The organism is Pantoea sp. E956-1, from assembly GCF_982223955.1.
The window spans coordinates 1-23,877 of sequence record NZ_CEUYZP010000009.1 but is presented as its reverse complement, the minus strand read 5'-3'; the positions used below and the strand labels follow the sequence as shown (position 1 = coordinate 23,877).

Below are 23,877 nucleotides of genomic sequence, written 5' to 3'. Positions count from 1 at the left end.
ACCCAGATCATGATGACTTTACTTAAGCAGAACCTGCGCGTGGCCACAGGGGTGTTATTCCTTTCCCTGGCAATGCCGGCACTGGCCCTCGATACCACGCTTTCCTCACAGGGTGCCGGCGTCAGCGGCGCCATCAACGACGGCCTGTTCTATTCCATCGGCGGCGGCTCGGTGATTTCGCCCCCCTCAACCCGCAGTGACATGTCGCGCCTCGGCCTGGACGGCGGCTGGAGCAGCGATTTGATGTGCGGCAACTTTGACCTGAAAACCACGGTCGGAAACCAGCTCAACGGCGTTACCAGCGGTTTTAAGGACCTGATGGGCAACGTCATTCAGGGTGCGACAGGCGCGGTGATGAGTATGCCGGCGATGGCCATTCAGCGTGCCAACCCGGGGCTTTATGAAATGCTGACCAACGGCGTGCTGCAGGCGGGCCTGAACTTCGACAAGGCACAGATGAACTGTCAGAACATGTCTAAAAAGCTGGCCGACTACACTTTGGGCAGCAAATGGCAGCAGGCTGCGGTGTCTGAAGAGTATAAAGACATCGTCTCATCAAGCGGCGGCGATGCGGTATCGAGCGACCAGAAACTGCAGAAGGCCACCGGGGAAGAAGGCGTTACCTGGGTCGGTGGCCAGAAACGTGGCGGCAAGGGACAACAGGCGATTCAGCCTACGCACGACCTGGCAAAAGCTGGCTACAACATGATGAACAGCCTGCCGGTGACCAGCAATGGCAGCGTCGGCTCGGCCGGCTGTAACGGTACGGTCTGCCAGCGCTACAAGTCCTCTGATGAAGCGGCTGCGGCCGTGGTGAAAGTGCTCGGCGATCGTTCAATCCGCACCTGCCGTGAAACCAGCGAATGTTCCAGCGGCGGTGCCGACAATCAGCCGGGCAGCACCGTTGCCGGTACCGGCTTCTCACCTGTGCTGGAAGACGCCACCAAAACCAACCTGGAACAGCTCGGCAAACTGGTTGACGGCCAGCTTCAGCCCACGACCGATAATCTGGCCACGCTCAAAACCGGCAGTCTCGTCGTCACACGCGGGGTGATTCAGGCGTTGCGTGATGATCCGGACAGGGCCGCACTGGTGCAGAGACTGGCGGGTGAACTGGCCATGTCTGACACGGTTGAGGCGGCACTCACCATGCGCCGCATGCTGACGACCGGTGAGTCTGAGCCAAACGCGGCCGAACAGCCTGAGGCCATCGCCGAGGGGGACCGCCGCGTAGATGCCTTAGACCGGGAGCTGAACGCGCTGCGCAATGAGATGGAGCTGCGCAGGTCCATCAGCAGCAACAGCCTGCTCACCACGCTTGACCGTCAGGGCGAACGCAACCAGAACAATCAGCTGCAGCAAAAAGCCGGCAACCAGGACCAGGGTTTCAGCCAGATGAGCCAGCCTCAGCCGGGAGGCAACTGATATGAAACGCAGATTCCTGAGCGGCCTGCCCGCCCGTATTTTGCTGATATTCCTCAGCACGGTTCTGGCCATGGCCGCGATTTTTGGCCTGGCCTCGGTGTTCATGGCGTACGACCCTGACGGCCACCTCATCAGGCAGTGGCTGTATGACAGCCGGTGGGGAATGTTTGCCTGGCGGCTGAGCATATACGTGCTCATCGGATGCGTGTGGATTATGAACCTGCGGCCGCGACTGCTGAAGCGCTGGCCGGAGGTCTCAGCACGCCTGCCGCGCACCGAGCTGCTGGCGGCGCTTTTCATTCTGGCCACGGAGTACGTGGCCTGGTCAAACGCGGTTCAGGGAGGCTGAAATGACGGCGAACAGTTACCTGGAATACTTCCTCATCCTGTTTGGCTGGGTTCTCAATAATTCGATGTGGGGCATCCTCAGCAGCACCGGGCTGTTTGCGCTGCCGCTGGTTTTTAAGGTACTTGGCGTATGGCTGAAGGTGCGCGAGGAAGGTGCCGATGAGGGAAACAAAGGTATGCTTGCGCTGCCGCGCATCGAGCACGCGATTTACGTATCCTTTCTGGTGATGCTGTTCTGCTGCATTCCGCTGTTGCCGGTGGACATCAGCACCATAAAGTTTGATGACGCCCGGGCGAAACAGTGCGGCTTCAGCGTACCCACGCCGCAGAACTCCGGCTATAAAGGGCTCGTTAACGACTTCGACGGTCGTACGGCCGAGGTACCGGTATGGTGGTATCTGCTCCATGCGATGTCAAAAGGCACCACGCAGGCGATGATAGCGTCAATCCCCTGCGGCACGCAGTTGCGTCAGCTTCGCTTTGACGTGCAGAACACCAAACTGCGCGACCCGGTAGTGCTGCAGGAGGTCCAGGACTTCGCAAACCAGTGCTACTCCAGGGCCTACTTTAAGTTAAAGAACAGCAACAGCCAGCTGAGCGACGCTACCATCAACTCGGTCGGATGGATTGGCAGCGACTATTTTCTCAACACATCAGGCTATTACGACTATTACACGGCCATGACGCCACGCAGCCAGTGGCCTTATAACAGCAGCCGGGACAGCGGCTATCCGGATACGGGCCAGGGTGGTTATCCGTCGTGCAAAACCTGGTGGTCAGATGGCAGCAGCGGACTGCGCAAACGCGTGCTGGCCAGCATCAGCGACGGCACGCGCATTGAGTTGCAGCGTCAGTTCCCGGGCAGTCAGTGGGAAGAGCCGGCGCTGCGCTGGCTGGTCAGCCCCAGCAATGCCGAAATATCAGGCGGCGGCGTCACCTACATGTCCGGCAGTGCGGACACAACAAGCGGTATCGGAGGCAGCGTGTCGCGGTTTGCCTCCACGGTAGGGCTGGGAATGAAACAGGTCGAGGCGTTACCGGGCTTTGATGCGCTTAAACAGGCGCTGCCGATGATACAGGCGCTGCTGCAGATGATGATCATTATTGTCATACCCGTGCTGATGATGTTCAGTGCTTATGAACCGAAAACGGTAGTGACAGTTTCGTTTGCGCTGTTTGCACTGCAGTTCATCACGTTCTGGTGGGCGCTGGCGGGCTGGCTGGATGACAGGTTGATTACCATACTTTACTCAAACCTGGCTGAAGGCGGACTGGCTTCGGGTCAGCCTATTGCAGACTTCCTCAGCTCACCGCGTGACGGCTGGATCATGAACCTGGTACTGGGGATGATGTATTTGGTATTCCCCTCTTTTTGGGTGGGGATGTTGAGCTGGGCTGGAGTGAGGATCGGCGGCGTAATGGATGCAGCGATGGCAGCAGCTTCGAAAGTGCCACAACAGGCAGGTAATGAAGGTGCAGGGAAAGTAACTGGTGCAGTAAAAACGGTAGTTAGCAAGGGTAAAGCTTAAATTCTGATATGAGAGTTAGTCCGGTAAGTCATTTATAGGACTAGCTCTAGTCTTTTACACCATTCCGATAATATCCATAACCTTGGGGGCCTTCGTGCCATCCTTCAGAATTCAATGTTTCATAAACTTCGTCGATACCGCCACTTTTTTTATTGGTTGGTAAAACTGAAACCAGAAAGCCTAACGCTGAAAGTGACGTTTGAAAAGAATCCTTTAGATCGTCGTTCAGGTTACGCCCTTGCTCATAACGGTCAAGCTCTTCATTCCAGTCGCTGGCCATGTGATTTGCCTCTGATACTATGGTAAAAGCCCAACTTCAACATTACCTTAAAGACAGCTGAATTGGCAAATTTTTGTACAACTCTCGGCGCTCAAGCCTTCAAGGTTAAGCTGACGAAAATCATCTCCTTTAGAGCTAAGACAACTTTGCAAATTATTACAAAATTTATCTCACGGCAAGCAGGCTGAATAAGTTATATAAAAGCTGATTCGTCATATAAACACAAGCTGTAATGAAAATGAAATCATCTAAAACCTTTGAGCTGGACAAAAGCCTGATTAACTCAAAAGTTCGCATAAAAAACGAAATTCTTGCTGCTTGCATTGGTTATGGAAGCAAAGTCGAGCAGTATAAGTTCATCACTGGTTTTTGCGAAAAAAAAAGAAACGGGTATGCAATTCTACTGGAGTTCATTTCAATTCTATTTGAAGGTTCTAAACTACCCATTCAAAATGACAGGATGTATTCATGGTATAGGAATAATCGCGATGTTAAAGATTTAATAGAGTCGCTTAGCGACTCACACTTAAGAGAAATCATTGATGAGCTATGTGAAATTTACGAAAACACACAAAAGCTTTTAAATTGCGCACAGGTTACTCATGTTAACTTAAGGCGCGAAATCCGTTGCACATCAAGACCGCATCATTTAAGTAAAGGAATCAGAATATCTAAACTCGGCCTTGATGGAATGAGCTATAGTAGCTTGCTGATGCTTTATAAAGCATCAGCAGATATCCTTGGTTACGAAAAAATTCCTCTACAGATGGATGTGGCAAATTCTTTCACCGACGCTAGCGATAAAGGCGGCTACGGCTCCATATTTCTGAGTTTCAATATCCCAATAGAAGATATATTGTATTCTTGCCTCACCCTCCCAAGCGATCAGATGGAAGGCGAGGAATGGATTGCAATTAACCGTTCGTCTAGTGGCATTATTGAATTCCCTGTTTCAAACATTACCTTTAATGACAAAGGAGACGAATTATTCTATGAAGAAGCTTACAGTCATTTAAGCTCCGACTCTGCAAGGAAATTATTCGATTTAGAGTATTCAAAAACATGGGGGCGCTTGCCTAATTTCCACTCCTTCCAACTATTTTAAAAATTCTTGAACGGTAAGTTACTCGTAAAAAGGTTCGTTTTTACAATTCATCCTCAAGTCTGTTCCCATATTTTTCCTCTCAAGTATCTATAACATTTAGCTTGTAAATGGATCTCATAACGATCTAACATTCACATCGTTGTACCGTTGCTTTAGCAACATGCCAATGTCCCGGCAATCTGAGAGGGGCGCCTTCGGGTGATTGCACAGCCAAAACCGTCATGACCTGAGAGACGGAGCCTTCGGGCGGTAAACCCGTCAGCCTTTGAAAATGGGGATCGCGACTAGCGCGATAAAGGATTTATTTTCACCTTCGTCTGATTCGTCAGCACTTCTTTCAGGCCCTTGAGCCTGTTTTATTACGTTTCCTCACGTCTTATGACGTCTGCATCCGTTGCGAACTTTGCGTTGTGGGTATGACCATTTGGAACATTTGGGCATCTTCCACAACCGCATTGAAAGCAGAGGAGCGCGGCGTCACTTGCGTACGAGTGAAACGAGTACCAAGTGACGCGCGCAGCGCATAACGGTCAGCGCTTACGCACTGTACCTTCAACGACAGGTTTACCAACTGACTAACACGTATTAAAGGGTTTCTGACGTCCTGAATACGTTTTTCATCTCAATACTGTTCAACTTTCAACCTAACGTTCATTCGTTTTTTAAAAGTTTGAACGCCACTTAATAAGGAGAAATCGGCACGACATCGATGGCGACACCAGACAACTGGTGTGTGGAGGCAGACTGATTCATTTCAGCCCGGCGAAAGCCGCAAACAGGTCAGAGACCTGGGGAGCCTCGCAATAACTCAACATTTCGCCGCCCCGATGCACAGATGTCTGCAGAGCCGCAGGAAGCGCAAAATGAACCGTGCCGTCGGGGTGAAATTTCATCGTCTGTAATTGTTGTGCAGTCGGTGACAGAGCTTTTCCGTTCACACGGACGGAAAAGCTCTGTCACCTCATTGATTGGAGAATGGTCTGTGGCAAAGCTGAATAAAAACTTAAAAACCCTTGCCCGTCAGGCGGGTGGAAGTTTTAAAACCGTATCTGACCGTACTAAAATTGCTGATCGATTTGCAGACCGAATGATCAGTCTTAACATTCAAATTCGTGACATTAAAAACATAAAGACTAGCCACATAGAAACTTACATTCGAAGTCGCCTGGGCGAAAATATTTCCAAGCGTACACTTCAAAATGAAATGGCGGCGATACGGGCAATACTACGTGTGTCAGGTAAAACCTTCATGGCTGATCCAACTCATCCGAAACTTAACAATGATGCTTTGAATATTTCTGGAACCAGCCGTGACGGAACTAAGGTTGCGATAACTGATGACTATTTCAAACAGGTCTATTCATCTGTTAATGAAAAGGATGAAGGAGTGGCCTGTGCAATGAAACTTTCACGGCTTTTAGGTTTGAGAACGGAAGAAACGGTTCAGTCTGTAAAATCACTTCAGACCTGGAAAAAAGCGCTGCATAATGGAGATGAAAAGGTTCGCGTTGTTTTCGGTACGAAAGGAGGGCGGCCGAGGGATACCACAATAATAAATCGGACTGAAACTATTGAAGCCATTAACAGAGCCATTAATTATTCTGCTGAGAATAACGGAAAGCTTATAGATAAGCCTTCCATTCATTTGGCAATCGAGCGATACAGGAATATCGTAAGGAATGCAGGACTTGTTGGAGAATTTGCCCCTCATAGTCTGAGGTACGCGTATACTCAGGATGTACTTCAGTTTCATAAAGATAAAGGTTTCAGTCAGAAAGAGGCGGAGGCCCTCACCTCGATGGACTTAGGCCACGGTGACGGTCGAGGGCACTATGTAGTTCGTGTATATAATAAGACTAATTAATGCTATCCGAATTAACTTTAAATAAAGTGTTTTAGAGCTAATTGGAATGCTTGTACCGAAAACCAGCCTATAACCCCGGTCAGAGCGGAAAAGTTGCCCTGGCAATTCATGTCTTCAGTATATTCCGCAATGTCGCGCCGCAGCGCTTCGACAATCAAATATTCTTCATCGACTTGCTTATCAATACTTCTGAAGTTGATATCATCAATTTTATCGTCAGTTACGCGAAAAAAAACTATGCATGGCATATCAATCTGTTCTTCAACGCCCAACGCCTCCATGAAACGCTTGTTAAAAGCGCTAGCGTGTGACTCAGCGGCCGCAGCATGCAGGTAAAAAAGAGTTATATCTTTACCCGTCTCCGCATTAAGTATTTCAAATCCCCGAGCCGTTTTCAGTGCGCTTCTGACTGGACCATGCTCCATGTCATAAAAAATAAACGCAAAGGCCTTAGCACGTTTGTCTTTCATGTGCTCCTGGCAGATCGTATCAAAAGTCTTGATGAAGTCGCTGTATCCCATGCCTGTGGCTCGGGCACCTTTATCTTTTGCGTCTAAATATACCGTATACATAAATTTCCTCACCTATAAACTATCGGCCCTATGATGCTATGTATTCTAGGATACTTCGTCTGTTCCCGGTGTCCGTTTAAAATCAAAACATGAAAATCTTTTTTGGGCTTGCTGGGTTATAAATCATACAGTAGGATGTTCATGCTAACTGTTGTCTCCATGACAACTGCCAATGTTCCAGTGATTCGAGAGGAACGCCTTCGGGTAATCACATGCCAATGTCATCATTACCTGAGAGATGACGCTTTCGGGCGGTAACAAATCTGTTAACCTTTGAAAACAGAGACCCCTGCGGTTAAGGTCCTTTTCTACTTCGCATCACACTCCCATACACCTGTTTTACTCATCTGGCATTTTTGGCCTGATTCTTACCCCTGAGGGATACTTTCCCTTCGGGACGGTTCCCTTTTTTTGCAAAAAGGAGTCGTCCCCGTGCATTACACAAAAATGTTCAATTACCGTACGTTACTCCATTGTGACTCTCCGGCTTCGGCAAAAATCATTTTGGATTACGTCAAAACTCAACTTAAAGCCCGTCTGGATTACAGGCTCATGGTCGACGCCGATCCGCAGGCTTATGCTGACGGCCTTCCTGACTACCTGACTTTTCTCAGGTATGTCGGCTATACAGTGGGCTATGTAACTGAGCATGGCTACATCAGACATGCCTTTATCGAAGATGCAGTGAGCGAGCTCACTCTTCTGGGGACGGCAGTTCACAGTCGTCACTGGAATGGAGCTTTTCAGCAGGGCGTTATCAGTTCCCGGGAGGACACAGAGCTGGACAACGCTATAGAGCAATCGCGTGCAGAGTTTTATCAGAGTGCTGATGCTTTTGACATCGACTGACCGCCTTATTAACCGAACGATTTTTCACCCTAACGGGACTTCTGTCCCCGCCAGGGCAGGGTTCCTCAATTCTTTAAGGAATCCGATATGAACGATTTAACTTTTACACAGGATTTTCATATCAGCGCTCGCGAGCAGACAGCTCACAAAGCCGCCCTGGCTAAGGCTGAAGGTGACCTGTTAATTATTGCCGCACATCGTCGCCTTGGATTTAACACCAATACCGATGAAGACGGCTTTCCACACTACGTCTGGGAAATGGCTGACGTTGCCCGGGACCTGGCGGAACTGTCTGTACGTCAACTCGTGCCAGCATCCTGGCAGCCTTTCTTTGAAAGTCTCTGCCATATGGCCAGAAACATTGATGAAGCAGCCTGGACGTTTTTTTTCGGCGGTGCCGTTAAGGACGAAGAGGGGCTGATGCACGAAGAACGTGAATGCCAGCGTTATGGCGAAAACTGAGCGGACTGGCATCTTTCTGGTCTGACTTACCCATGCGGGGATTTATCTCCCCGCGGAGAGAAGTCCTCTTTTAAACCTGAAGAGGGTTGACCTATGGATAACTTAAATTTCGAACCTTTATTACTTGTTAAGCACAACAGCGATGAGTGGCACCGTATGTGGGACAGGCTTGCGCAGCATAAGTCAAACTGCTCATTTCCGGACCCGTCTGCTGCTGATAATGGCGGTGAAGTCTGGGAATACATAGAGACGGTGGAAATGCGTTTCCTGTGGTTCGGAAAACGCTACCTTCACTGTTTCCGACATCGTTATCACCCTGCTACTAACGGCCGCATCATGATAAAAATTCCGGCGGATTCTGCCTTCAGTCCGGATGATTCGGATAACGCTTACTATCACGATTTTGGTTAGTGATTAACCACCGGCCTGCGTCAATTTTGACAAAGGCTTTAACCCGCGCGGGGACAACCTCCCCGCCACAGCGGCGATGGTTTTCTCCGTGCTTAGTCAGGAGAAAACCATGAGCAGTATAATGCTTTCACTTATCACCCGCCTTTCAGGCGCACTAAACCGGCTTGCCGGCGCTCTGCAGCAACAGCAGGCCGAGTGGTTTACCAACCGCAGCGGCCGCTGCAGCTTTAAGGCAGACGTTGTGCCGACAGAGAACGGGTTCATGCCCGTCATATCTCGTCGCACCGGCTTCACTCCGCGCGACTGGTGTGTTGACCAGTTGCCGGGTGCCGGTACTTATGCAACTGCCCGCAAAGCCCTCAGAGCCGGACGGCTGCTGGCGCAGCAGATGGCGGAGCTTCGCTACCGTTTTGACTGATGTTAACTGAATGACACTTCCCGGAGGGGCTTCCCCTCCCGGGGAGGTCACCTCCTTTTTAAAGGAGCTCTTATGATCCGTTTTACGTCGACTGAACTGCGCCCGCTGCTGACACAGAATCAGGGCAAGGTACGTCCGCTGATACTCGAAAAGAATCTGGGAATTTACATCCGAGTGCCGGATGACAATGGCTGTGCGGAATGGCTGAAAGCCTGGGCTGCCGGCTGCAATCCTGCCAGGGATGCTGACTGGTCAGCACTGTGCGATAAGTTAATACCTGAGAAGGAGTTTTCTTTCACCACATTCCTGGACCACAAAATATACGATGCCGTGCTGAACGAGCATCACGATTTGTACCTGAAGCCCGGAATTAATCAGGTGACTAAATCGCTGACCATTTACAAAGAAACTCAGCCACCACTGAAAGAGTATTTACCGGTTGCGGAATACCGAGATCAAGTACAGTGGCTTAGCGAGCAGTCCCGCCTACATCTTCGCGCCTGCGTGTGCAACGCAGAACGTCTCAGCTGGCGTTTGCAGGCACTGAAGTTTCTCGACAGGGTTATCCGCCTCGATTCTAAGCGTGCTAAACCTGAAGATCGTAAGCGGTTTGACAGCGCCGTTTATAACGTCAAATCAGATATTGACTCAATTATGTTCGACGGTTCAGTACGTCGTTACTGATTTTCCCACTCACCGGTGGCGCATTGTCCGCCACCGGGACAGATGCGCCGTTTTTTTTAGAGACGCATCTCATGAAGAAAAAAACAGCCGGCCGTAAGGCCACAACGGAACAACAGACTGACCTTTATCAGCAGGTCACCGACAAAATCATCATCGCACTGGAAAACGGTGTACCGCCCTGGCGTCGGCCATGGCGATCGGCGCAGAAGGTTTACGGCAGCGGCTTGCCGGTTAATGCCGTCACGGGCAGGTACTACAGCGGCGTCAACGTGCCGCTACTGTGGATGGCTGCAGAGGAGGCAGGTTACGGAGCCGATCGCTGGCTGACGTATCAGCAGGCAAAGGTTGCCGGCGGACAGGTCAGAAAAGGCGAACGGAGCGCGATGGCCATCATCTTCAAACCGTTCGAAAAGCAGCTCCGCGACGGCTATGACAGTCCGGTGTTCAGGGACGGCGTGCCGGTGATGGAAAAGCTGGCCATGATGAAGCCGCTGCAGCTGTTCAACGTTGCGCAGTGTGAAGGGCTTCCCGATAAGGTGTATGCACCCACGGTGAAGCAACCGGAAAGTGACGCTGAGGGATTCTCAACTGAGCAGCAGCAACAGGTTCTGGAAATCCTCAACGCAACCGGGGTGAAGTGCTCTTCTCACCGGCAGAACCGGGCGTATTACAGCCCGGGGGCAGATCGAATTGTGTTGCCCGCAACCTCACAGTTTCGTTCACCTGAAGACTACTGGTCCACGCTGCTGCACGAGCTGGTGCACGCGACCGGCCACCGCAGCCGCCTTGATCGTGAGGGAATAACCTCCTCATCAAGAGAGTTCGGTGATCCCGTATACGCCTTTGAGGAACTGATAGCGGAAACCGGCAGCGCGTTTCTTTGTGCGCATCTCGGCATTTTTGGTGAGGTGCAGCACGAGAGCTACCTGAACGGCTGGCTCAGCGTTTTACGTAACGACAAAAAAGCGTTCTTCCGTGCCTGCCGGCTTGCCCGGGAAGCGTCGGAATCTCTGCTGAAGCCGCCGGGTGAAACCCGCAGTGAAGCAGCGTAATTAACCCCGGCGACGTCAGTTGCCATCATCCCCCTGAGGGCATCTTCCTCAGGGAGATGCCCTCTTTTTTAAACGTAAAAGAGGAGTAGAACGATGTTTTCATGGTGCAAAAATCGTCTGGAAGTTACCGGTAAGTCTGCCTGTATCGATGTCATGCAGTCGTGGATTGCCGGCACCGAAGCGCCGCTTTACCGCCACGCCATACGGCATGGCATCAAGATGTTTCTCGCCGGTTGTGTCGGCATACTCAAACCTGTTAAGGCAACGGAATACCGTGCTTATCCGGAGCTGGTTTCATCTGGCACCGGAGGCAGCACATCACCGAACCAGGCGTTTCAGCATTTCCTGGAGCTGCTTGAGAAGGATGCATGGCTTGACGGCACAACGCTCTCGCGAATGGACAAAATATGGGTACAGTCAGGCATCGGCGACGTTAAATGGGAGAGTATCCCTTATGCAGCCCGCCAGAAAATCGCCCGGCTGATGGCCGTTCACTACGCCGACTGGTTTGGCGTCGCCTCTGCGGGCGGTCAGTTTGACCCGCAGGAGCGCTGGGAGTGGCTCAGTATAATGCCGGACACAACCTGTCCGTGCGACATGCTGATGGTGATGCCGTCACGTCTGACCACCGAGATTAACGGGGAAAGTGGCCTCTTCTGCGGTCTTAACACCACGTCAGAACTCTATATCCAGCTTTACGGGACGGAGTTTCCGGCGGGGCACCGGTCGGAGTGGAGTCGTGACGATATCGGTTCGCTGAAGCTGACGTTCTCTTCTCCCTGGTATCCGCCGTCGGCGGAAGTCCTGGGGCAGATGTCGCAGAAGTTTGACTGTGAAATCCGTCAGTACTGGCTCTCTCCGGATGCCGGCACGTCGGGTTATCACTGTTTTGACAGCGGTGACCACGTCGACAGCGGCCCTTATCCGGGGGAGGACGTGCAGTACCCGGTGAGTGAAGGGGCAAGGCTGTATCAGTTCAGTGCTGAAGCAGCTGCGCCGGCCGCCAGTGCCGTTGCACACTACGCCTGCGTTCGTGGTTAACTACCGACAGATCCTAATCACGGGTCTGTCAGACAATGGCCACAGCATCTGCTGTGGCCGCTTTTATCACCCGAAGGGGGAACATCGTTTCCCTGACGGGGCGTGTTCCCTTTTTTTCAGGAAAACACGCATGAGCGTCCGCATCGACAATGAGAAAGAATTTATCTCACTCTTTAACTCCATCGCCCGTGGCACCCGGCGTCTCCAGGTGTTTACAGACTTCATCAGCTGCAGCGTGATCGCCATTCAGAATGGCCTGCATTTCTGTGAGAAGCGCGAACAGAAATACATGGCCATCGTGGGCAAATACAAAAAAGAGGACGTTTCATCGATGGCCAGACTGCTGGCATACGTGGTGAACGGACTGGAAGAAAAAACCTGTGACTTTCTCGGGCGCATTTACATGCTGCTTGAACTGGGTGACAAAGACAAAGAACAGTACTTCACCCCGTGGAGCGTGGCGCTGATGATGGCGCAACTGCAGTTCGGCAGGCCTGAAGATCTGTTCAGGAACAAGCCGTTTATCACGTTTGCTGAGCCAGCGTACGGTGCAGGTGCCATGACACTCGCATTTGCCTGCGTTCTCAGGCAGGCCGGTTATTCGCCACATCGACATATGTGGGTTTCAGTCACGGATATCGATCCGTTGGCGGCTGGCATGACCTACATCCAGCTTTCACTTTGTGGTATACCCGGGGAAGTGATTATCGGGAACGTATTGTGCGACGAACGGCGACGTGTTCTGTTGACGCCGGTGCATTACTGGGAGGGATGGTCAGCGCGTCTGCGTGCTCATTCATACAGCAGAGCTGACGCAGCAGCGTAAAATGACCTGACTTATTTATAGGGGTAATGGTCATAAAGACTCTTTTAATCAACATCAAAGGCCGGGTTACTGGCCTTTTTTTATTGCCGGTGAACAGTTGATTCAGAATCCATAACAACACCGAGCAGCTGCAGTTCCTCCGGATAGATTACCGGATAGCGACGCATAGTGTTATCAGCATCATTTAATGCGCCTGTGTGACGGGTACCAAGCCATTATCAGGTTCACCTCACAAAAGAAATTAATGGTCCGCTTTGTGCCAGGAGCGGACGTTTAATGACTTGTAGTGCTATTCAATATGGAGCAGGCCAACTCATAGTTGCGTAAGCAGGGTAGTAAGTTCATTAAGAGAACACACTGAATGTTCTGGGCTGACCCAGTTTCCAGGCCATTCATGAAATCCTTTGAGCCAGATGGCTTTCATTCCAGCTTCTTTCGCTCCGAGGTAGTCATTAACGGGATGATCGCCGACGTACCAACATTGCTCTGGATGAAAATCCAGCACGTTTGCTCCGGCATGGAATATTTTTGGAGAAGGCTTACTGTCACCAAACCTTTCTGAACAAATCATCACTCGTATTTCTTTTGTAAGAGAAAGAGCTTCTAAGGTTTGATTGCGTGACCATTCAGCGCCATTTGATATCACGCCAATAGCAATATCACGCCTCATAAGTTCTTCTATCAGTTCATTAGCTCCTGGCATAAGAACAGCTGCTGAGTGGAAGTAATTGATCCAATGCTCCAAGATTGTCTCAGCAAGTTGAGGTTTTATCCACTTTAGCTCTAATGCTAAAGTTTGACTCACTGCTTCGCGGATTGAGGAAAATGGCGAGTTTTTAGGAAGATAGCCGTCATTATCTTCACGAATGATAATAGCGTTAATATTATCTACATTTTTTTCTTTAAGGTGGTCACGAAAGGCGAAATGAAATATTTCTGAGTATCGAGCAATACTCAAAGCTCTGTGAGTGAGCGTGTTATCTAAGTCAAAAAAGACGGCTTTAGGGAACATATTAAACCTCCTGTTAACGGGGATATCTATATGCAAACTACTCAGAACTTTCGTCCTGGCTTAGTATGATTCCAGCCAGGCTTCCCCCACCCCTGAGCGTTACGAAGGCGAACACCACTTGCATGAACAGATGACATCCAGATATTTTTAAGCGGCACAAGTCTCTCCATAACCCTGAGTCCAATATTTCTTGATTGAAGCTCACCGGGCAAGTTACTAAGCCTGGTAACACCAAGAGGCGTAACACTGGTTCTTGAAACCCACATACCTAATTCGCCCACTTCTTCAAACGAACTGACAGGTAATTCATAACGATAAACAGAACCAGAATTAAAGCGTTCCTCCCAGGATTGTTCAATGAATGCGATAGCATTTTTTGTACAGTCACCGCTCCATCTCAGCCAGTCTTCTTGTGTTGTTTCTGAAAAAGGCCATATCACAATACGCGGACATTCACGAGGGAAGAGATAGAGCAGAGCATGCTGCTCATCAGTAGCCCAAACCAATGCACCATTCAGCCACTCCTGGCCTGACGGCCGGTCAACGTGAACGCGTATTGGGCGTGGGTTAAAAACATCGATATTAGGCTCATCACTAAAATGGAAAAGTCGCACACCAATAGCCTGTTTAAAAGGGATATTCTTAGCAGCCAAATACTGTATTTTTATGACAATTCAGTGATGCGCAGGCATGTTCTCCACAAATTCGCTTGCTCTAATTTTAACCATACCTAATTGGTTTCTTAGTTTCTCTGACCCGCAGGTCAGCTTTTTCCCGCTACTGCTCGCTTTAGCAATAGGCTAAAATTGCGACATAAGGAATACCTACGCTTATTTTTCGAATACAATCAATCATTAGGTGGAATGAAAAAATCTTAGATATATAGTGAAGAACTCATCACATTTTTTATTTTCACCCCTCTTTCACACCAGTCTGATGCAATCATGAAAAACTCGGCAGCCGAGTATTGAAGGTTAATTCAACTTCAATTTTATCTCCTAAAGAAATATAACTTTCGGCTTCTTGATGGTTTGCTGCTGTAACTTTTATCATGGATAACTTCCTTACCGGTTTAATGGAAAATGCGACTTATTCAATCTTTTTGCTCGTTCGTAAGCTTCTGATGAATCGCAGGCATAATCTCAACACTTATGCGCCATTTTGGTGCTGACGCCCACAAATGATCTTACTTAATAGCTGCAAGATCAATGTCCGCTTATCGCTCTTAGCAGACCAGCCAACTCTTCAGGCCTATGACTTGAAAAGCACGAAAATAACTAACACTTCACACCACTCAGATCATTGTATCTGAATGCCGCTAACAGTTAGTTGTATGTAAGTGCATGATTTAAATAAGTATTAAATCGCTAATTTTTTCTGTGTGTCAAGTCTCGGTTGGTTACTTCAGTTAGCAAGTTATAGAGCGAATACGATAAGAAGCATCTTCAATGAGGTGAATGATCAGGCACCGTCCGTTGTGTGCCAAGAGCGGACATTCACACATTTTATATTCCTATATGTTGTTACTAATGCCGCGGCCAAGTAAACACTGGGCACTGGGTCACAAAATCTTGATAGCGGCTGTAACCTTCTTCCTTTAAGGACTTCTACGGTAATCTTAAGGATCTTTATCAGTATAAGAAAAGCTGAACCATTGTATCGGCTATGCCTTCAATGCTTGGCCGAGAAATTCGGCGCTTCTTAAACTATGGAAAAAAATAAACATTTTAATTCAGCTGCTTAAGTCCAATAATCATAACTGGGAATTTTGCATATTCTCATCTTCCTGCTGACTGCTTGATCAGTATCGTCCAAAATGATAGTTTCAAATTATTACTATTTTTTGGGAAGAATCTCATGGCGCAAGCAGTGGTGGCGAGCTGGCAAGGGCATGACTATCAGGCTCGCTTGTTCTGGTATTATGCTTCTTTTCTAAAAGACAAAACCCGCTCAGATGTTATCGAAGTTTCATATGAAGCAGATGCGCCAAAGGCATTTGATGATGTGGTCGCCAAATATGACCCTCCAAAGCCGGGATATGGCTCAGAACGAATTGCTGCTGAATATTTTCAGATTAAATTTCATGTGGTATCAGGTGGAAGGTTTGGATTCAGAGATCTCATTGACCCTGAATTTATCAATGCCAAATCTACATCCTTGCTTCAGCGTCTTAGAGATGCCAAACAAGTTGCCCCTCCAAATTCTGCCTTTATCCTTGTTACAACCGACACTATTCGAGATGGCGATGAGCTGGGCAAGATCCACAAGAATACCGACGGTTCTCTTGATCTCAATAAACTTGGTGTAGGTAAAACCGGCAACAGTGAGATGGGAAAAGTTCGCAAACTATGGCGTGAACATTTGAGGCTTACTTGCGATGAGCAGCTTTATGAAGTCCTGAATGGATTCAGAATTGAAGCACCTTCTTTCTCACTTCAACGTCTACGTGAAGTCGCCAATCTGCAATTCAAATTTGTCGGAATGGTACCCTGTGAAAAAAATTCCGATTTTCGCTACGACGGACTAATAAGAACGCTGAAAGGACAGGGCAAATATCACTTCAATCGTGCCCAGTTCGAAGAGATGTGCGCAGCAGAACAATTATTACTGTTATCACCGCCAGATGAATATAGAGCTGTGGCGCTCCGATCGTTTAGAGATGGCCCATTCGAATCGCTGGATGCCTCTCCAGAATATACCCTCTCACTACTTCGATATTTCGAAGGCCGATTTCCTGGGCTAGGTGAGGATTGGGGCTCATCAATACAGCCTGTAGTTACCGAGTTTCTCATGAAAGTTAGGCAAGCCGAAAGCGGAAACAGGATCCGACTTTTCCTTGATGCCCATACATCGATTGCGATGCTTGCTGGCAAATGCTTCGGCACTAAATCGAATATTGAAGTCGAGTTGGTACAAAAAGGGAAGGCAGGACCGTCTGTGTGGAATGTCAATGATGGAGGTGAAATTAGGCCTACGCTCTTGCATGTAGAAACGCTTGGTGAAGGTCGTGACATCGCTATAGTTATCAGCGTCACAAGAAATGCCCTGCATGATGCCCGTGAATATATTGGTACTAACCTGCCTGAAACTGGTCGTATTTTACATTTTACTCCAGAGGCAGGATGTGGATTTCAGGCGGTCACCAGCGGTACACATGCGTCAGCCATAGCTGAAGTTATTGCTCACGAATTTGGTGAGACCCGGGTCAAGTTTGGTGCAAAAGTGCATATTTTTAGCGCAGCGCCCAATGCCGTTAATTTCTTTGTTGGTCAGCAAACTGACTACATGGGAGCCTGTATATTTTACGAATTTGACTTCCAACGCCAGCGAGATGGCTCATACCTTCCTTCATTTAAGGTTTAATCACGATGGAACTTAATACACAGTTTAATGAATTTTTAGCAAACATTAGGCCAACTGCTACGCAGAAGGAAGACTGGAAAGGTGGTGCAAAAACGTTGCGTGATCGCCTGAAGAATTACGAGCCTCTCCAAGATATCGTTGTGTCAACATTTTTGCAGGGCAGTATTCGGCGTTCAACCGCTATACGTCCGTTAGGTGATAAACGCCCGGATGTCGATATCGTTGTGGTGACCAATCTTGACCATACAAAGATAGCCCCCAACGAGGCAATGGATTTATTTGTCCCCTTCTTGGAGAAATATTATCCGGGCAAGTGGGTAACTCAGGGACGATCTTTTGGTATTACCCTCGCTTATGTCGAACTGGATCTGGTTGTTACTGCGATTCCGGCATCTGGTGAAGAAAAAATCCGGCTTGAGCAACTCTACCGCTCAGAATCAGTTCTGACGGTAAACTCGCTAGAAGAGCAAACTGATTGGCGCCTGAACAAAAGCTGGTCACCGGTTACAAGCAGCTGGTCCCAAAATAATTCGTCTCCGGTTCAAGACGCTCCTGCATCAGAATGGAAAGCGCATCCGCTAGTGCTCCCTGATAGAGAAAAGAATGAATGGGGCCGGACTCACCCCCTCGCTCAGATAAGATGGACCGCTGAGAAAAACCGTCTATGCAACGGTCATTACATAAATATTGTTAGAGCGGTAAAATGGTGGCGACAACAAAATAGTGAAAACTTGCCCAAATATCCTAAAGGATATCCGCTGGAACATCTGATAGGCAATGCTCTGGATGATGAAACCACCTCGATGGCAAGAGGCTTGGTTCAGTTAATGGATACTTTTCTAGTACGCTGGAAAGATTTTTATAATTTTAAAAGTAAGCCGTGGCTTTCTGACCACGGTGTAGAAGAACATGACGTATTGGCGCGATTATCCGCTGGCGACTTCTGTGACTTTTATGAAGGTCTGGAAGTTGCCGCTAACATTGCTCGCAGCGCATTGGCTTCGGAGGATGCAAAGGAGAGTGCTGAGCTCTGGCGCAAGCTGTTCGGCTCGAAGTTTCCATTACCCGGTCCGCAGGGTGGAGATCGTAACGGGGGGTTTACTCCACCAAATAAGGTAGCAGACCCTCAGAAAACCGGACGTTTCGCTTGAGTAAAGTTATTCAACAAGTGCCTGTTGAACTCAATGATGTTTTCATCCTGATGAATGAGGATCCAAGGGTTCAGACAGGCAGTGCCTGGATACTTTCCGAGAATCAGAAATGGTCGCTTAAACTCAACATAAAGCTGTCCGTTCCACCGTCCCTTTTCATTCCAGACACTAGTGTCTGGCATCTGGTGCTCTGGCATGAAGGAGGCCAAATACGAATTGAATTTTATCCTGACAAATCTGAAGGTGTATCTGCGACTTTTCCGCATCAAAACTACAATTCCGCAGGCAAATCTTCATGCGAATGGACCACCGGCAATCCATGTCTTGAGAATACACCTGCTGTATTTGGCCGTAATCAATGGGGATTTGAGCCCGATGGATTGCTTGCCAGAGTCCGTTGGCGGCTTAGCAGACTACTATTATGGGTTGATGCCGCCTCGCAGGATAGGCTAGCCACGCCCGGGGATGCGCTTGAGTTGCCTGCCTTCCCAAGACAGTCGCCATTTACTGTTATCGGTTTTAATGAGTGTATTGATGACCTAGTGTTCTGGAAATCGCAGACCGGCGAATGGGGTTTTGCTAGCAGTAGTGGATTGCCCGGAGCGAGAGGAACGCTTTATTTGCGGGAGTTTTTCGATAAAAAGGAAAAGCTTATCCGGACAATTAAATGGTCTCCTTTCATGTGTAAAAGTACCAGGTTAATAAACTCTATCTGGACTATTTTACCATCACTGCCCGTTTTGGCTCCTTGGCAGGCGCCGCGGACTTGGGAAGAGTTGAATAATTGGTATGAACACAGTGGTCTATCGCTGCCTGACTTCTTTACTGAGATTGGCCGTTCGGTCAGAAGCCGTTACAAGCGACGGCATCCCAACTTACTATTGCTCGGATTCCCGCTTGCAGAAAGGATTGGAAACGCTCCAACGCGGATCCACTGGCTGGCATTGCAATTGAAGGGCCTTAGTAAAAAAATAACGACACGCCCTGGATTCCGCGCTTTGGAACGTAATCATCGTATTTGGGATTGTGAACAGGCGACATCTCTGGATCCCATCTCATGGGTACGAACGCAAAACTGGTCTGCTGACCAGCTCAGAACACGTGGGGAAGCGGCTAACGAAATACGTAGTAGAAAGGTATTAATAATTGGTGCTGGCTCGCTAGGCAGCATTATTGCTGAAAACCTTGTGCGCATAGGTGTTGTCAGGCTGGGGATCCTAGACTCAGACTTATTACAGATGGGTAACCTTAGCCGTCACGCTCTGACCATGACATCTGTAGGACATAACAAAGCGGCCGCCTTAGTCGAGCATTTGAATCGAATTTTACCTGACACAAATTCACGTTCATATAGCTGTGCTTTTCCTCCAGATAGTGAGGTTACTAAATCCTCCCTGCGGCAGTATGACGTCATAATTGATTGTACCGGAGATGATAGCGTTCTTAACGCATTGTCGGTATTTGAGTGGCACAGCGAAAAGATATTCATCAGCTTGGCCATGACTTGGCGAGCAGAAGGCCTATTTGCATATGCAGCAAGTGAAACGACATTCCCTGCAATTGATGCTTTAAGCCGCTTCAAGGAGTCTGCTTCGCCTGAAATCGAACTTGGGGAGGCAAGAATAGAAGGGATCGGTTGCTGGCATCCAGTTTTTCCAGCCCGTGCAGATGATGTTCAACTATGGGCAGCTGTGGCCACAAAGTTCATTTGCAGGGTAGTCAGTGCGCCCGGGAGAATCTATGAATATTTTAAGCAGATGCCTGATGGCACTGTCGAGCGGAAAACGCATGATTATTAAAGATGTTACCTTTTCAAACGCAGCTGCACCCTACACCGTCACGCTTTGTTCGTCATCTCTTCAGCAAATCGTCGCAGAATGCATCAACGCAGGTGTGAATGAAACTGGGGGTATTCTGATAGGTCACTACAGTGAGGACGGTTCGACGGCCATAGTCTTTGAGGCCACAGCCAGACCTCCTGATTCACTCTCTGACCGGACGACTTTCCAGCGAGGTACCAAAGGGCTTAGGTCTTTACTTCAGAATCGCTGGAAAAACGGGAAATATTATGTTGGCGAATGGCATTTTCATCCTGGAGGATTGCCGGAGCCAAGTAATAATGATTTCGAGCCTATGAAGAGCATTGCAGCAAATCTAAATTATCAGTGTCCGGAACCTGTAATGATAATCCTAGGGGGTAATCCTGCAGGAACGTATAACCTAAGTGCCAGTGTTTTTCCTTATAGAGATTCGCCCATAAGGCTGAAAGAGATGAACATATAAAGCCGATTCGTTTTGTTCATCATTTTGATCCGAAATGGCACCAAAGGAGAGTGTTACTAACTGCGAGTGGTTCCTGGAGCTCAATGAAAAAGAACAGGCCTCACGAAGAGACTCATTCGAATTTATAATCCAGGGAGGGTTGAGTGATGAATATGTCCGTAATGAGCTTAAAGTTGATGTTTCAGAGGTGTTTCCAAGATTGCGAGATGCGTACGAGGCATTAAACAAGCTCACACATATTAGTGAGAAGGTATTCCCTATAAATGCTGACAAAGGCATTAGTGTAGTGGGTGAGGTTAAAGAGCAGATTTGTACCTTATTCAACAAGCTTGATGAGTGTCATCTGGAAGTGTTAAGCAAGCTTGAAGAGGCGGTTGGCAATGCTGCGATTTATAGTTCAGTTACTGAAACTATAATGTCAATTGATGAGTTATCTACTCACAGCTCTTTAGAAGAAGTTTACATTGAAGAAGTGAAAATAGTAGAAATAAATGATGTGGATATAAATTTCTTAGTTACTGGCTCTGTAGATATTGGATTGCAATGGGGTTCAAATTCTGATGTTCGCAGTGATATCAGTGCAGTAGGAAATAAATCTTTTCCTTTCTCGTGTGAAGTCAGAAGCCCTGTAGATACGCCTGATAATTTAGGATGTGAAGAAGAAGCATTTAATGTAGACACATCCTCTTGGTGGGAAGGCTACTACGATTTAAGTGACTAAAGCCCCCCGGCGTTACTGCTTGCGTGGGGCCAGGATATAGACAGTTGTTTTCCAATGTGTTGGTTTAGAATGCAGGGGATACCCCCCATCAAACTCTCGCAGACCATTGTATATGGTAGTAAAACCACTCCATTATCTCGGAAATAGAATTGATTATTTCCTCTGAGTTTTTCCCACGTAGCGCCACCTCAGCAATGACCTGTCTCTCATCAGAAAAATAATCTCCATTCTTTGAAAATACTTTATAGTTTGTAACCTGAGGGAAAGGGCAGGATTCGGGTAAATTTTCAACATAAGCTTCAATCATATTATTAGGAATTATTATCCATCCACACAGATTGTCTGGTTCTGTTTCTATTACGGGGGTTTCAATTTCAGCATTCAGGTAAGCCATGAATGCTGTTTCTTTAGGATTGAAATTAAATACAGTTTCAATTGACGTCATAACTGGACCACCTCCCGCTCTGGCAGCAATTTCGCATAATTTCAGAGTTCCATCAGTGCAGTAAAAAACCTCGGCATGAAAAGAAAAATTGACCGGAGAAGGTAGTGCAGAAATACATTCTCTGACATATTCCACAAGTGGAATATATAAATTATCATCTGGTGAAAGAAGACAACTAGATATGTAGTTACCATCTGGAAACCCCATGCAGTTAGATACATACAGTGAAGGCCAGATAAATTTTATCTCATTATTAATGACTACGCCGTCAATATGGTACATCGGACCGGAAACGAACTCTTCTACCATCATATTTACAAGGTCTTCCGATGTTTTTTTTAGTCCCTTATGGAGGGCATGGTAGAGGTCATTATCATTATGGAGTACGCTAATCCCTCTGGCTCTTTTGGATGTGCGGGGTTTTAGTAATACAGGATAGCCATTATCCTTGATAAAATTAATAATATCTATTGCTGTAGTGATGATTTTAAAGTCAGGGACTGAAATTTGTTTTTCTTTCAGTATTTTCTTCATTATACCTTTGTCACGATAGGCCTCAATGGATTCGATACTGGCCCCCGGAAGAGACCAATTATTCCTTATAACCGCTGCCGGCAAAAGGTCAAATTCCCTCACACCAATAACGTGGTCAAATTTTACATAATCATGTAACTGTTCGGCATAATAAAAAATTAAATCATCATTTTCAGGATTAAAACTGTTTATGGCGACGATCTCTTTAAAGGATGACCGGGTCTTCTCATCCATAGAACGAAATGATTGCTCAGACGTGATAAGATAACAATCATGTCCCTTATACCAGTCTGTCACCGGATTTGTGCTTAGTGCCTCATAATCAATAATAAGTAAGTTCATGATTGATCCTTTTTGTCAGAAATCAGTTGACAGTTTCCTGGGGGTTATACTCAGAATCTGCGGGAAGCCAATTTTTCTTTTTCCATATTATGAACAGACAAATGGCCTCAATAGCTCGATAGGTGAGAAATAAAAACCATAAAAATGCGATGTCATAGTGATGGTATACGCAAAAATAAAGAGCACTCGGGATGAAAACGAACCACTGAAGAGGGATGGTCGTTATTGCAATTTTTTTGTTATAGCCAGCGCCAAACATTGAAAACTTTAAAATCTGGGCAAATACTTCAGAAATTACCATAATAACAGTAATTTTGAATAGCCATACATAATCATTGACTATGCTGATATCTTTAATGAATACACTCATCACCTGGTGAGGATTGATCAGGATTAGCATCTGGATTATGAAAATCACCATCCCCATTTTTAATGCAATATTTCCCCATTCTTCTGCATCCTTCAGTTTTCCGGAGCCAATAGATTTACTGACGTATACTGCGGAAGCCATACCTATTCCTATCAATGGAGTAATGCTGAGCAGCATTAAATTATTCAGGACGGTGATGACGGCAAGAGACGGAGAGTTCATTTGTCCTGCTATGACAAACATTACAGCAAACCCACCTGAGAAAAATAACTGCTGAGAACCTGCATAAAATGAAAGCAACGATATCGATTTTATTTTACTGAACGCATCATGTATTTTAAAAAAATGATATTCCTGTGGGAGAAATCTACCGCTTATCAAAAATGAGAATGCACCAATGTAAAAAGCGAGACTTGTTCCTGTCCCGGCGCCGGAGATCCCATAACCTAAGTACACAAGTGTAAAACCAATAATAAAGTTAAAGAAATAAATCAATAAGATAATAATAACGCTGATCCTGTTCTCTCCAATAGCTGCGTAATATCCCCTGAAAGCTCTGACCATTCCAATAGCAGGAGCAGCAAATGAAAGCATATGCAGGTAACTGATACAGTTTTCCAGCAGGTCATGATCATGTATAAAAAGAATAAGCACAGAGGGAAGCAGGTAACTCAGACCGATCACTGCAGCCCCCAATAAAACAGCTACAATCAGAGCGCTATGCAAAGCATTAATTGCCATATCAGAACGGTTGGAACCGACGCTTTTAGCGACCTCTGTCTGTACACTA

The 23,877-nt window shown here is 47.5% G+C and carries 24 protein-coding genes; 18 read left to right on the top strand and 6 right to left on the bottom strand.

Annotated elements, in window-relative coordinates; all coding sequences use genetic code 11:
• The first annotated feature begins 72 nt into the window (after positions 1 to 72).
• The 3 genes from AC0T7J_RS18900 to AC0T7J_RS18890 are packed head-to-tail and all read left to right on the top strand — an operon-like array spanning position 73 to position 3,302.
• A complete protein-coding gene (locus AC0T7J_RS18900) occupies positions 73 to 1,425 on the top strand; it encodes an integrating conjugative element protein (protein WP_473796183.1) in 1,353 nt (450 codons plus the stop codon).
• A gap of 1 nt (position 1,426) precedes the next feature.
• Positions 1,427 to 1,774: a hypothetical protein gene (locus tag AC0T7J_RS18895; RefSeq protein ID WP_473795817.1), complete on the top strand. Its 348-nt coding sequence runs from the start codon at positions 1,427 to 1,429 to the stop codon at positions 1,772 to 1,774.
• Between the two features lies 1 nt (position 1,775).
• Positions 1,776 to 3,302, top strand: coding sequence for a conjugal transfer protein TraG N-terminal domain-containing protein (locus AC0T7J_RS18890; protein WP_473795814.1), 1,527 nt, complete (start codon positions 1,776 to 1,778; stop codon positions 3,300 to 3,302).
• A 46-nt stretch (positions 3,303 to 3,348) separates the two neighbouring features.
• Here the strand turns inward: AC0T7J_RS18890 and AC0T7J_RS18885 are convergent, their stop codons facing one another.
• On the bottom strand, positions 3,349 to 3,582 hold the full coding sequence (locus tag AC0T7J_RS18885) for a hypothetical protein (RefSeq protein WP_473795811.1): 234 nt from the start codon (positions 3,580 to 3,582) through the stop codon (positions 3,349 to 3,351).
• 238 nt (positions 3,583 to 3,820) lie between these two features.
• Here AC0T7J_RS18885 and AC0T7J_RS18880 point away from each other — a divergent pair, with 238 nt between their 5' ends.
• Entirely contained in the window at positions 3,821 to 4,687 is an 867-nt protein-coding gene (locus AC0T7J_RS18880) for a hypothetical protein (protein WP_473795808.1), read from the top strand.
• 982 nt (positions 4,688 to 5,669) lie between these two features.
• Complete coding sequence (locus AC0T7J_RS18875; RefSeq protein ID WP_473796180.1) at positions 5,670 to 6,551, top strand: integrase domain-containing protein; 882 nt, start codon at positions 5,670 to 5,672, stop codon at positions 6,549 to 6,551.
• A gap of 17 nt (positions 6,552 to 6,568) precedes the next feature.
• On the opposite strand, the gene AC0T7J_RS18870 is transcribed toward AC0T7J_RS18875, so the two are convergent.
• Complete coding sequence (locus AC0T7J_RS18870; protein WP_473795806.1) at positions 6,569 to 7,123, bottom strand: hypothetical protein; 555 nt, start codon at positions 7,121 to 7,123, stop codon at positions 6,569 to 6,571.
• A 432-nt stretch (positions 7,124 to 7,555) separates the two neighbouring features.
• Here AC0T7J_RS18870 and AC0T7J_RS18865 point away from each other — a divergent pair, with 432 nt between their 5' ends.
• From AC0T7J_RS18865 to AC0T7J_RS18830, 8 genes are all read left to right on the top strand, one after another.
• Positions 7,556 to 7,972, top strand: a complete 417-nt coding sequence (locus AC0T7J_RS18865; protein WP_031591960.1) for a hypothetical protein — start codon at positions 7,556 to 7,558, stop codon at positions 7,970 to 7,972.
• A gap of 87 nt (positions 7,973 to 8,059) precedes the next feature.
• Positions 8,060 to 8,434 (top strand): hypothetical protein, encoded by a 375-nt coding sequence (locus tag AC0T7J_RS18860; RefSeq protein WP_031591961.1) that lies wholly within the window; start codon positions 8,060 to 8,062, stop codon positions 8,432 to 8,434.
• Positions 8,435 to 8,527: 93 nt separating this feature from the next.
• Positions 8,528 to 8,845 carry a hypothetical protein gene (locus AC0T7J_RS18855; RefSeq protein WP_473795803.1) on the top strand — a complete coding sequence of 106 codons (318 nt, stop codon included), beginning with the start codon at positions 8,528 to 8,530 and terminating at the stop codon, positions 8,843 to 8,845.
• Positions 8,846 to 8,954: 109 nt separating this feature from the next.
• Complete coding sequence (locus AC0T7J_RS18850; RefSeq protein ID WP_473795800.1) at positions 8,955 to 9,263, top strand: hypothetical protein; 309 nt, start codon at positions 8,955 to 8,957, stop codon at positions 9,261 to 9,263.
• 72 nt (positions 9,264 to 9,335) lie between these two features.
• Entirely contained in the window at positions 9,336 to 9,947 is a 612-nt protein-coding gene (locus tag AC0T7J_RS18845) for a hypothetical protein (RefSeq protein ID WP_473795798.1), read from the top strand.
• A gap of 71 nt (positions 9,948 to 10,018) precedes the next feature.
• Positions 10,019 to 10,999 carry an ArdC family protein gene (locus tag AC0T7J_RS18840; protein WP_473795795.1) on the top strand — a complete coding sequence of 327 codons (981 nt, stop codon included), beginning with the start codon at positions 10,019 to 10,021 and terminating at the stop codon, positions 10,997 to 10,999.
• 93 nt (positions 11,000 to 11,092) lie between these two features.
• Positions 11,093 to 12,040, top strand: a complete 948-nt coding sequence (locus AC0T7J_RS18835; protein WP_473795792.1) for a DUF1281 domain-containing protein — start codon at positions 11,093 to 11,095, stop codon at positions 12,038 to 12,040.
• A gap of 130 nt (positions 12,041 to 12,170) precedes the next feature.
• Complete coding sequence (locus tag AC0T7J_RS18830) at positions 12,171 to 12,866, top strand: DNA methyltransferase family protein (protein WP_473795788.1); 696 nt, start codon at positions 12,171 to 12,173, stop codon at positions 12,864 to 12,866.
• A 313-nt stretch (positions 12,867 to 13,179) separates the two neighbouring features.
• On the opposite strand, the gene AC0T7J_RS18825 is transcribed toward AC0T7J_RS18830, so the two are convergent.
• Together AC0T7J_RS18825 and AC0T7J_RS18820 are read right to left on the bottom strand one after the other, a co-directional pair.
• Positions 13,180 to 13,878: an HAD family hydrolase gene (locus tag AC0T7J_RS18825; RefSeq protein WP_473795785.1), complete on the bottom strand. Its 699-nt coding sequence runs from the start codon at positions 13,876 to 13,878 to the stop codon at positions 13,180 to 13,182.
• 41 nt (positions 13,879 to 13,919) lie between these two features.
• Positions 13,920 to 14,531 carry a DUF6886 family protein gene (locus tag AC0T7J_RS18820; RefSeq protein ID WP_424996900.1) on the bottom strand — a complete coding sequence of 204 codons (612 nt, stop codon included), beginning with the start codon at positions 14,529 to 14,531 and terminating at the stop codon, positions 13,920 to 13,922.
• A 1,204-nt stretch (positions 14,532 to 15,735) separates the two neighbouring features.
• Between AC0T7J_RS18820 and AC0T7J_RS18815 the strand changes: the two genes are divergently transcribed.
• From AC0T7J_RS18815 to AC0T7J_RS18795, 5 genes are read left to right on the top strand one after another with little or no spacing between them, the layout of a single operon-like run.
• A complete protein-coding gene (locus AC0T7J_RS18815; RefSeq protein WP_473795782.1) occupies positions 15,736 to 17,241 on the top strand; it encodes an SAVED domain-containing protein in 1,506 nt (501 codons plus the stop codon).
• Positions 17,242 to 17,246: 5 nt separating this feature from the next.
• Complete coding sequence (locus AC0T7J_RS18810) at positions 17,247 to 18,392, top strand: SMODS domain-containing nucleotidyltransferase (protein ID WP_473795779.1); 1,146 nt, start codon at positions 17,247 to 17,249, stop codon at positions 18,390 to 18,392.
• Positions 18,389 to 20,191 carry a HesA/MoeB/ThiF family protein gene (locus AC0T7J_RS18805; RefSeq protein ID WP_473795776.1) on the top strand — a complete coding sequence of 601 codons (1,803 nt, stop codon included), beginning with the start codon at positions 18,389 to 18,391 and terminating at the stop codon, positions 20,189 to 20,191. Before AC0T7J_RS18810 ends, AC0T7J_RS18805 begins: the two co-directional genes overlap by 4 nt.
• Positions 20,181 to 20,675 (top strand): Mov34/MPN/PAD-1 family protein, encoded by a 495-nt coding sequence (locus tag AC0T7J_RS18800; protein WP_473795773.1) that lies wholly within the window; start codon positions 20,181 to 20,183, stop codon positions 20,673 to 20,675. The genes AC0T7J_RS18805 and AC0T7J_RS18800 overlap by 11 nt, the downstream gene beginning before the upstream one ends.
• Positions 20,676 to 20,709: 34 nt before the next feature.
• Positions 20,710 to 21,396 carry a pPIWI-associating nuclease domain-containing protein gene (locus AC0T7J_RS18795; RefSeq protein WP_473795771.1) on the top strand — a complete coding sequence of 229 codons (687 nt, stop codon included), beginning with the start codon at positions 20,710 to 20,712 and terminating at the stop codon, positions 21,394 to 21,396.
• A gap of 88 nt (positions 21,397 to 21,484) precedes the next feature.
• Here the strand turns inward: AC0T7J_RS18795 and AC0T7J_RS18790 are convergent, their stop codons facing one another.
• Positions 21,485 to 22,717 carry an ATP-grasp domain-containing protein gene (locus AC0T7J_RS18790; RefSeq protein ID WP_109652730.1) on the bottom strand — a complete coding sequence of 411 codons (1,233 nt, stop codon included), beginning with the start codon at positions 22,715 to 22,717 and terminating at the stop codon, positions 21,485 to 21,487.
• Between the two features lie 22 nt (positions 22,718 to 22,739).
• A partial coding sequence (locus AC0T7J_RS18785) for an MATE family efflux transporter (RefSeq protein ID WP_473795769.1) occupies positions 22,740 to 23,877 on the bottom strand: 1,138 nt, incomplete at its 5' end.

Coding starts and splice junctions, on each gene's coding strand:
- AC0T7J_RS18900 (WP_473796183.1), top strand. CDS start 73: ATGCCGGCACTGGCCCTCGATACCACGCTTTCCTCACAGGGTGCCGGC.
- AC0T7J_RS18895 (WP_473795817.1), top strand. CDS start 1,427: ATGAAACGCAGATTCCTGAGCGGCCTGCCCGCCCGTATTTTGCTGATA.
- AC0T7J_RS18890 (WP_473795814.1), top strand. CDS start 1,776: ATGACGGCGAACAGTTACCTGGAATACTTCCTCATCCTGTTTGGCTGG.
- AC0T7J_RS18885 (WP_473795811.1), bottom strand. CDS start 3,582: ATGGCCAGCGACTGGAATGAAGAGCTTGACCGTTATGAGCAAGGGCGT.
- AC0T7J_RS18880 (WP_473795808.1), top strand. CDS start 3,821: ATGAAATCATCTAAAACCTTTGAGCTGGACAAAAGCCTGATTAACTCA.
- AC0T7J_RS18870 (WP_473795806.1), bottom strand. CDS start 7,123: ATGTATACGGTATATTTAGACGCAAAAGATAAAGGTGCCCGAGCCACA.
- AC0T7J_RS18860 (WP_031591961.1), top strand. CDS start 8,060: ATGAACGATTTAACTTTTACACAGGATTTTCATATCAGCGCTCGCGAG.
- AC0T7J_RS18855 (WP_473795803.1), top strand. CDS start 8,528: ATGGATAACTTAAATTTCGAACCTTTATTACTTGTTAAGCACAACAGC.
- AC0T7J_RS18850 (WP_473795800.1), top strand. CDS start 8,955: ATGAGCAGTATAATGCTTTCACTTATCACCCGCCTTTCAGGCGCACTA.
- AC0T7J_RS18845 (WP_473795798.1), top strand. CDS start 9,336: ATGATCCGTTTTACGTCGACTGAACTGCGCCCGCTGCTGACACAGAAT.
- AC0T7J_RS18840 (WP_473795795.1), top strand. CDS start 10,019: ATGAAGAAAAAAACAGCCGGCCGTAAGGCCACAACGGAACAACAGACT.
- AC0T7J_RS18835 (WP_473795792.1), top strand. CDS start 11,093: ATGTTTTCATGGTGCAAAAATCGTCTGGAAGTTACCGGTAAGTCTGCC.
- AC0T7J_RS18830 (WP_473795788.1), top strand. CDS start 12,171: ATGAGCGTCCGCATCGACAATGAGAAAGAATTTATCTCACTCTTTAAC.
- AC0T7J_RS18825 (WP_473795785.1), bottom strand. CDS start 13,878: ATGTTCCCTAAAGCCGTCTTTTTTGACTTAGATAACACGCTCACTCAC.
- AC0T7J_RS18815 (WP_473795782.1), top strand. CDS start 15,736: ATGGCGCAAGCAGTGGTGGCGAGCTGGCAAGGGCATGACTATCAGGCT.
- AC0T7J_RS18810 (WP_473795779.1), top strand. CDS start 17,247: ATGGAACTTAATACACAGTTTAATGAATTTTTAGCAAACATTAGGCCA.
- AC0T7J_RS18800 (WP_473795773.1), top strand. CDS start 20,181: ATGATTATTAAAGATGTTACCTTTTCAAACGCAGCTGCACCCTACACC.
- AC0T7J_RS18795 (WP_473795771.1), top strand. CDS start 20,710: ATGGCACCAAAGGAGAGTGTTACTAACTGCGAGTGGTTCCTGGAGCTC.
- AC0T7J_RS18790 (WP_109652730.1), bottom strand. CDS start 22,717: ATGAACTTACTTATTATTGATTATGAGGCACTAAGCACAAATCCGGTG.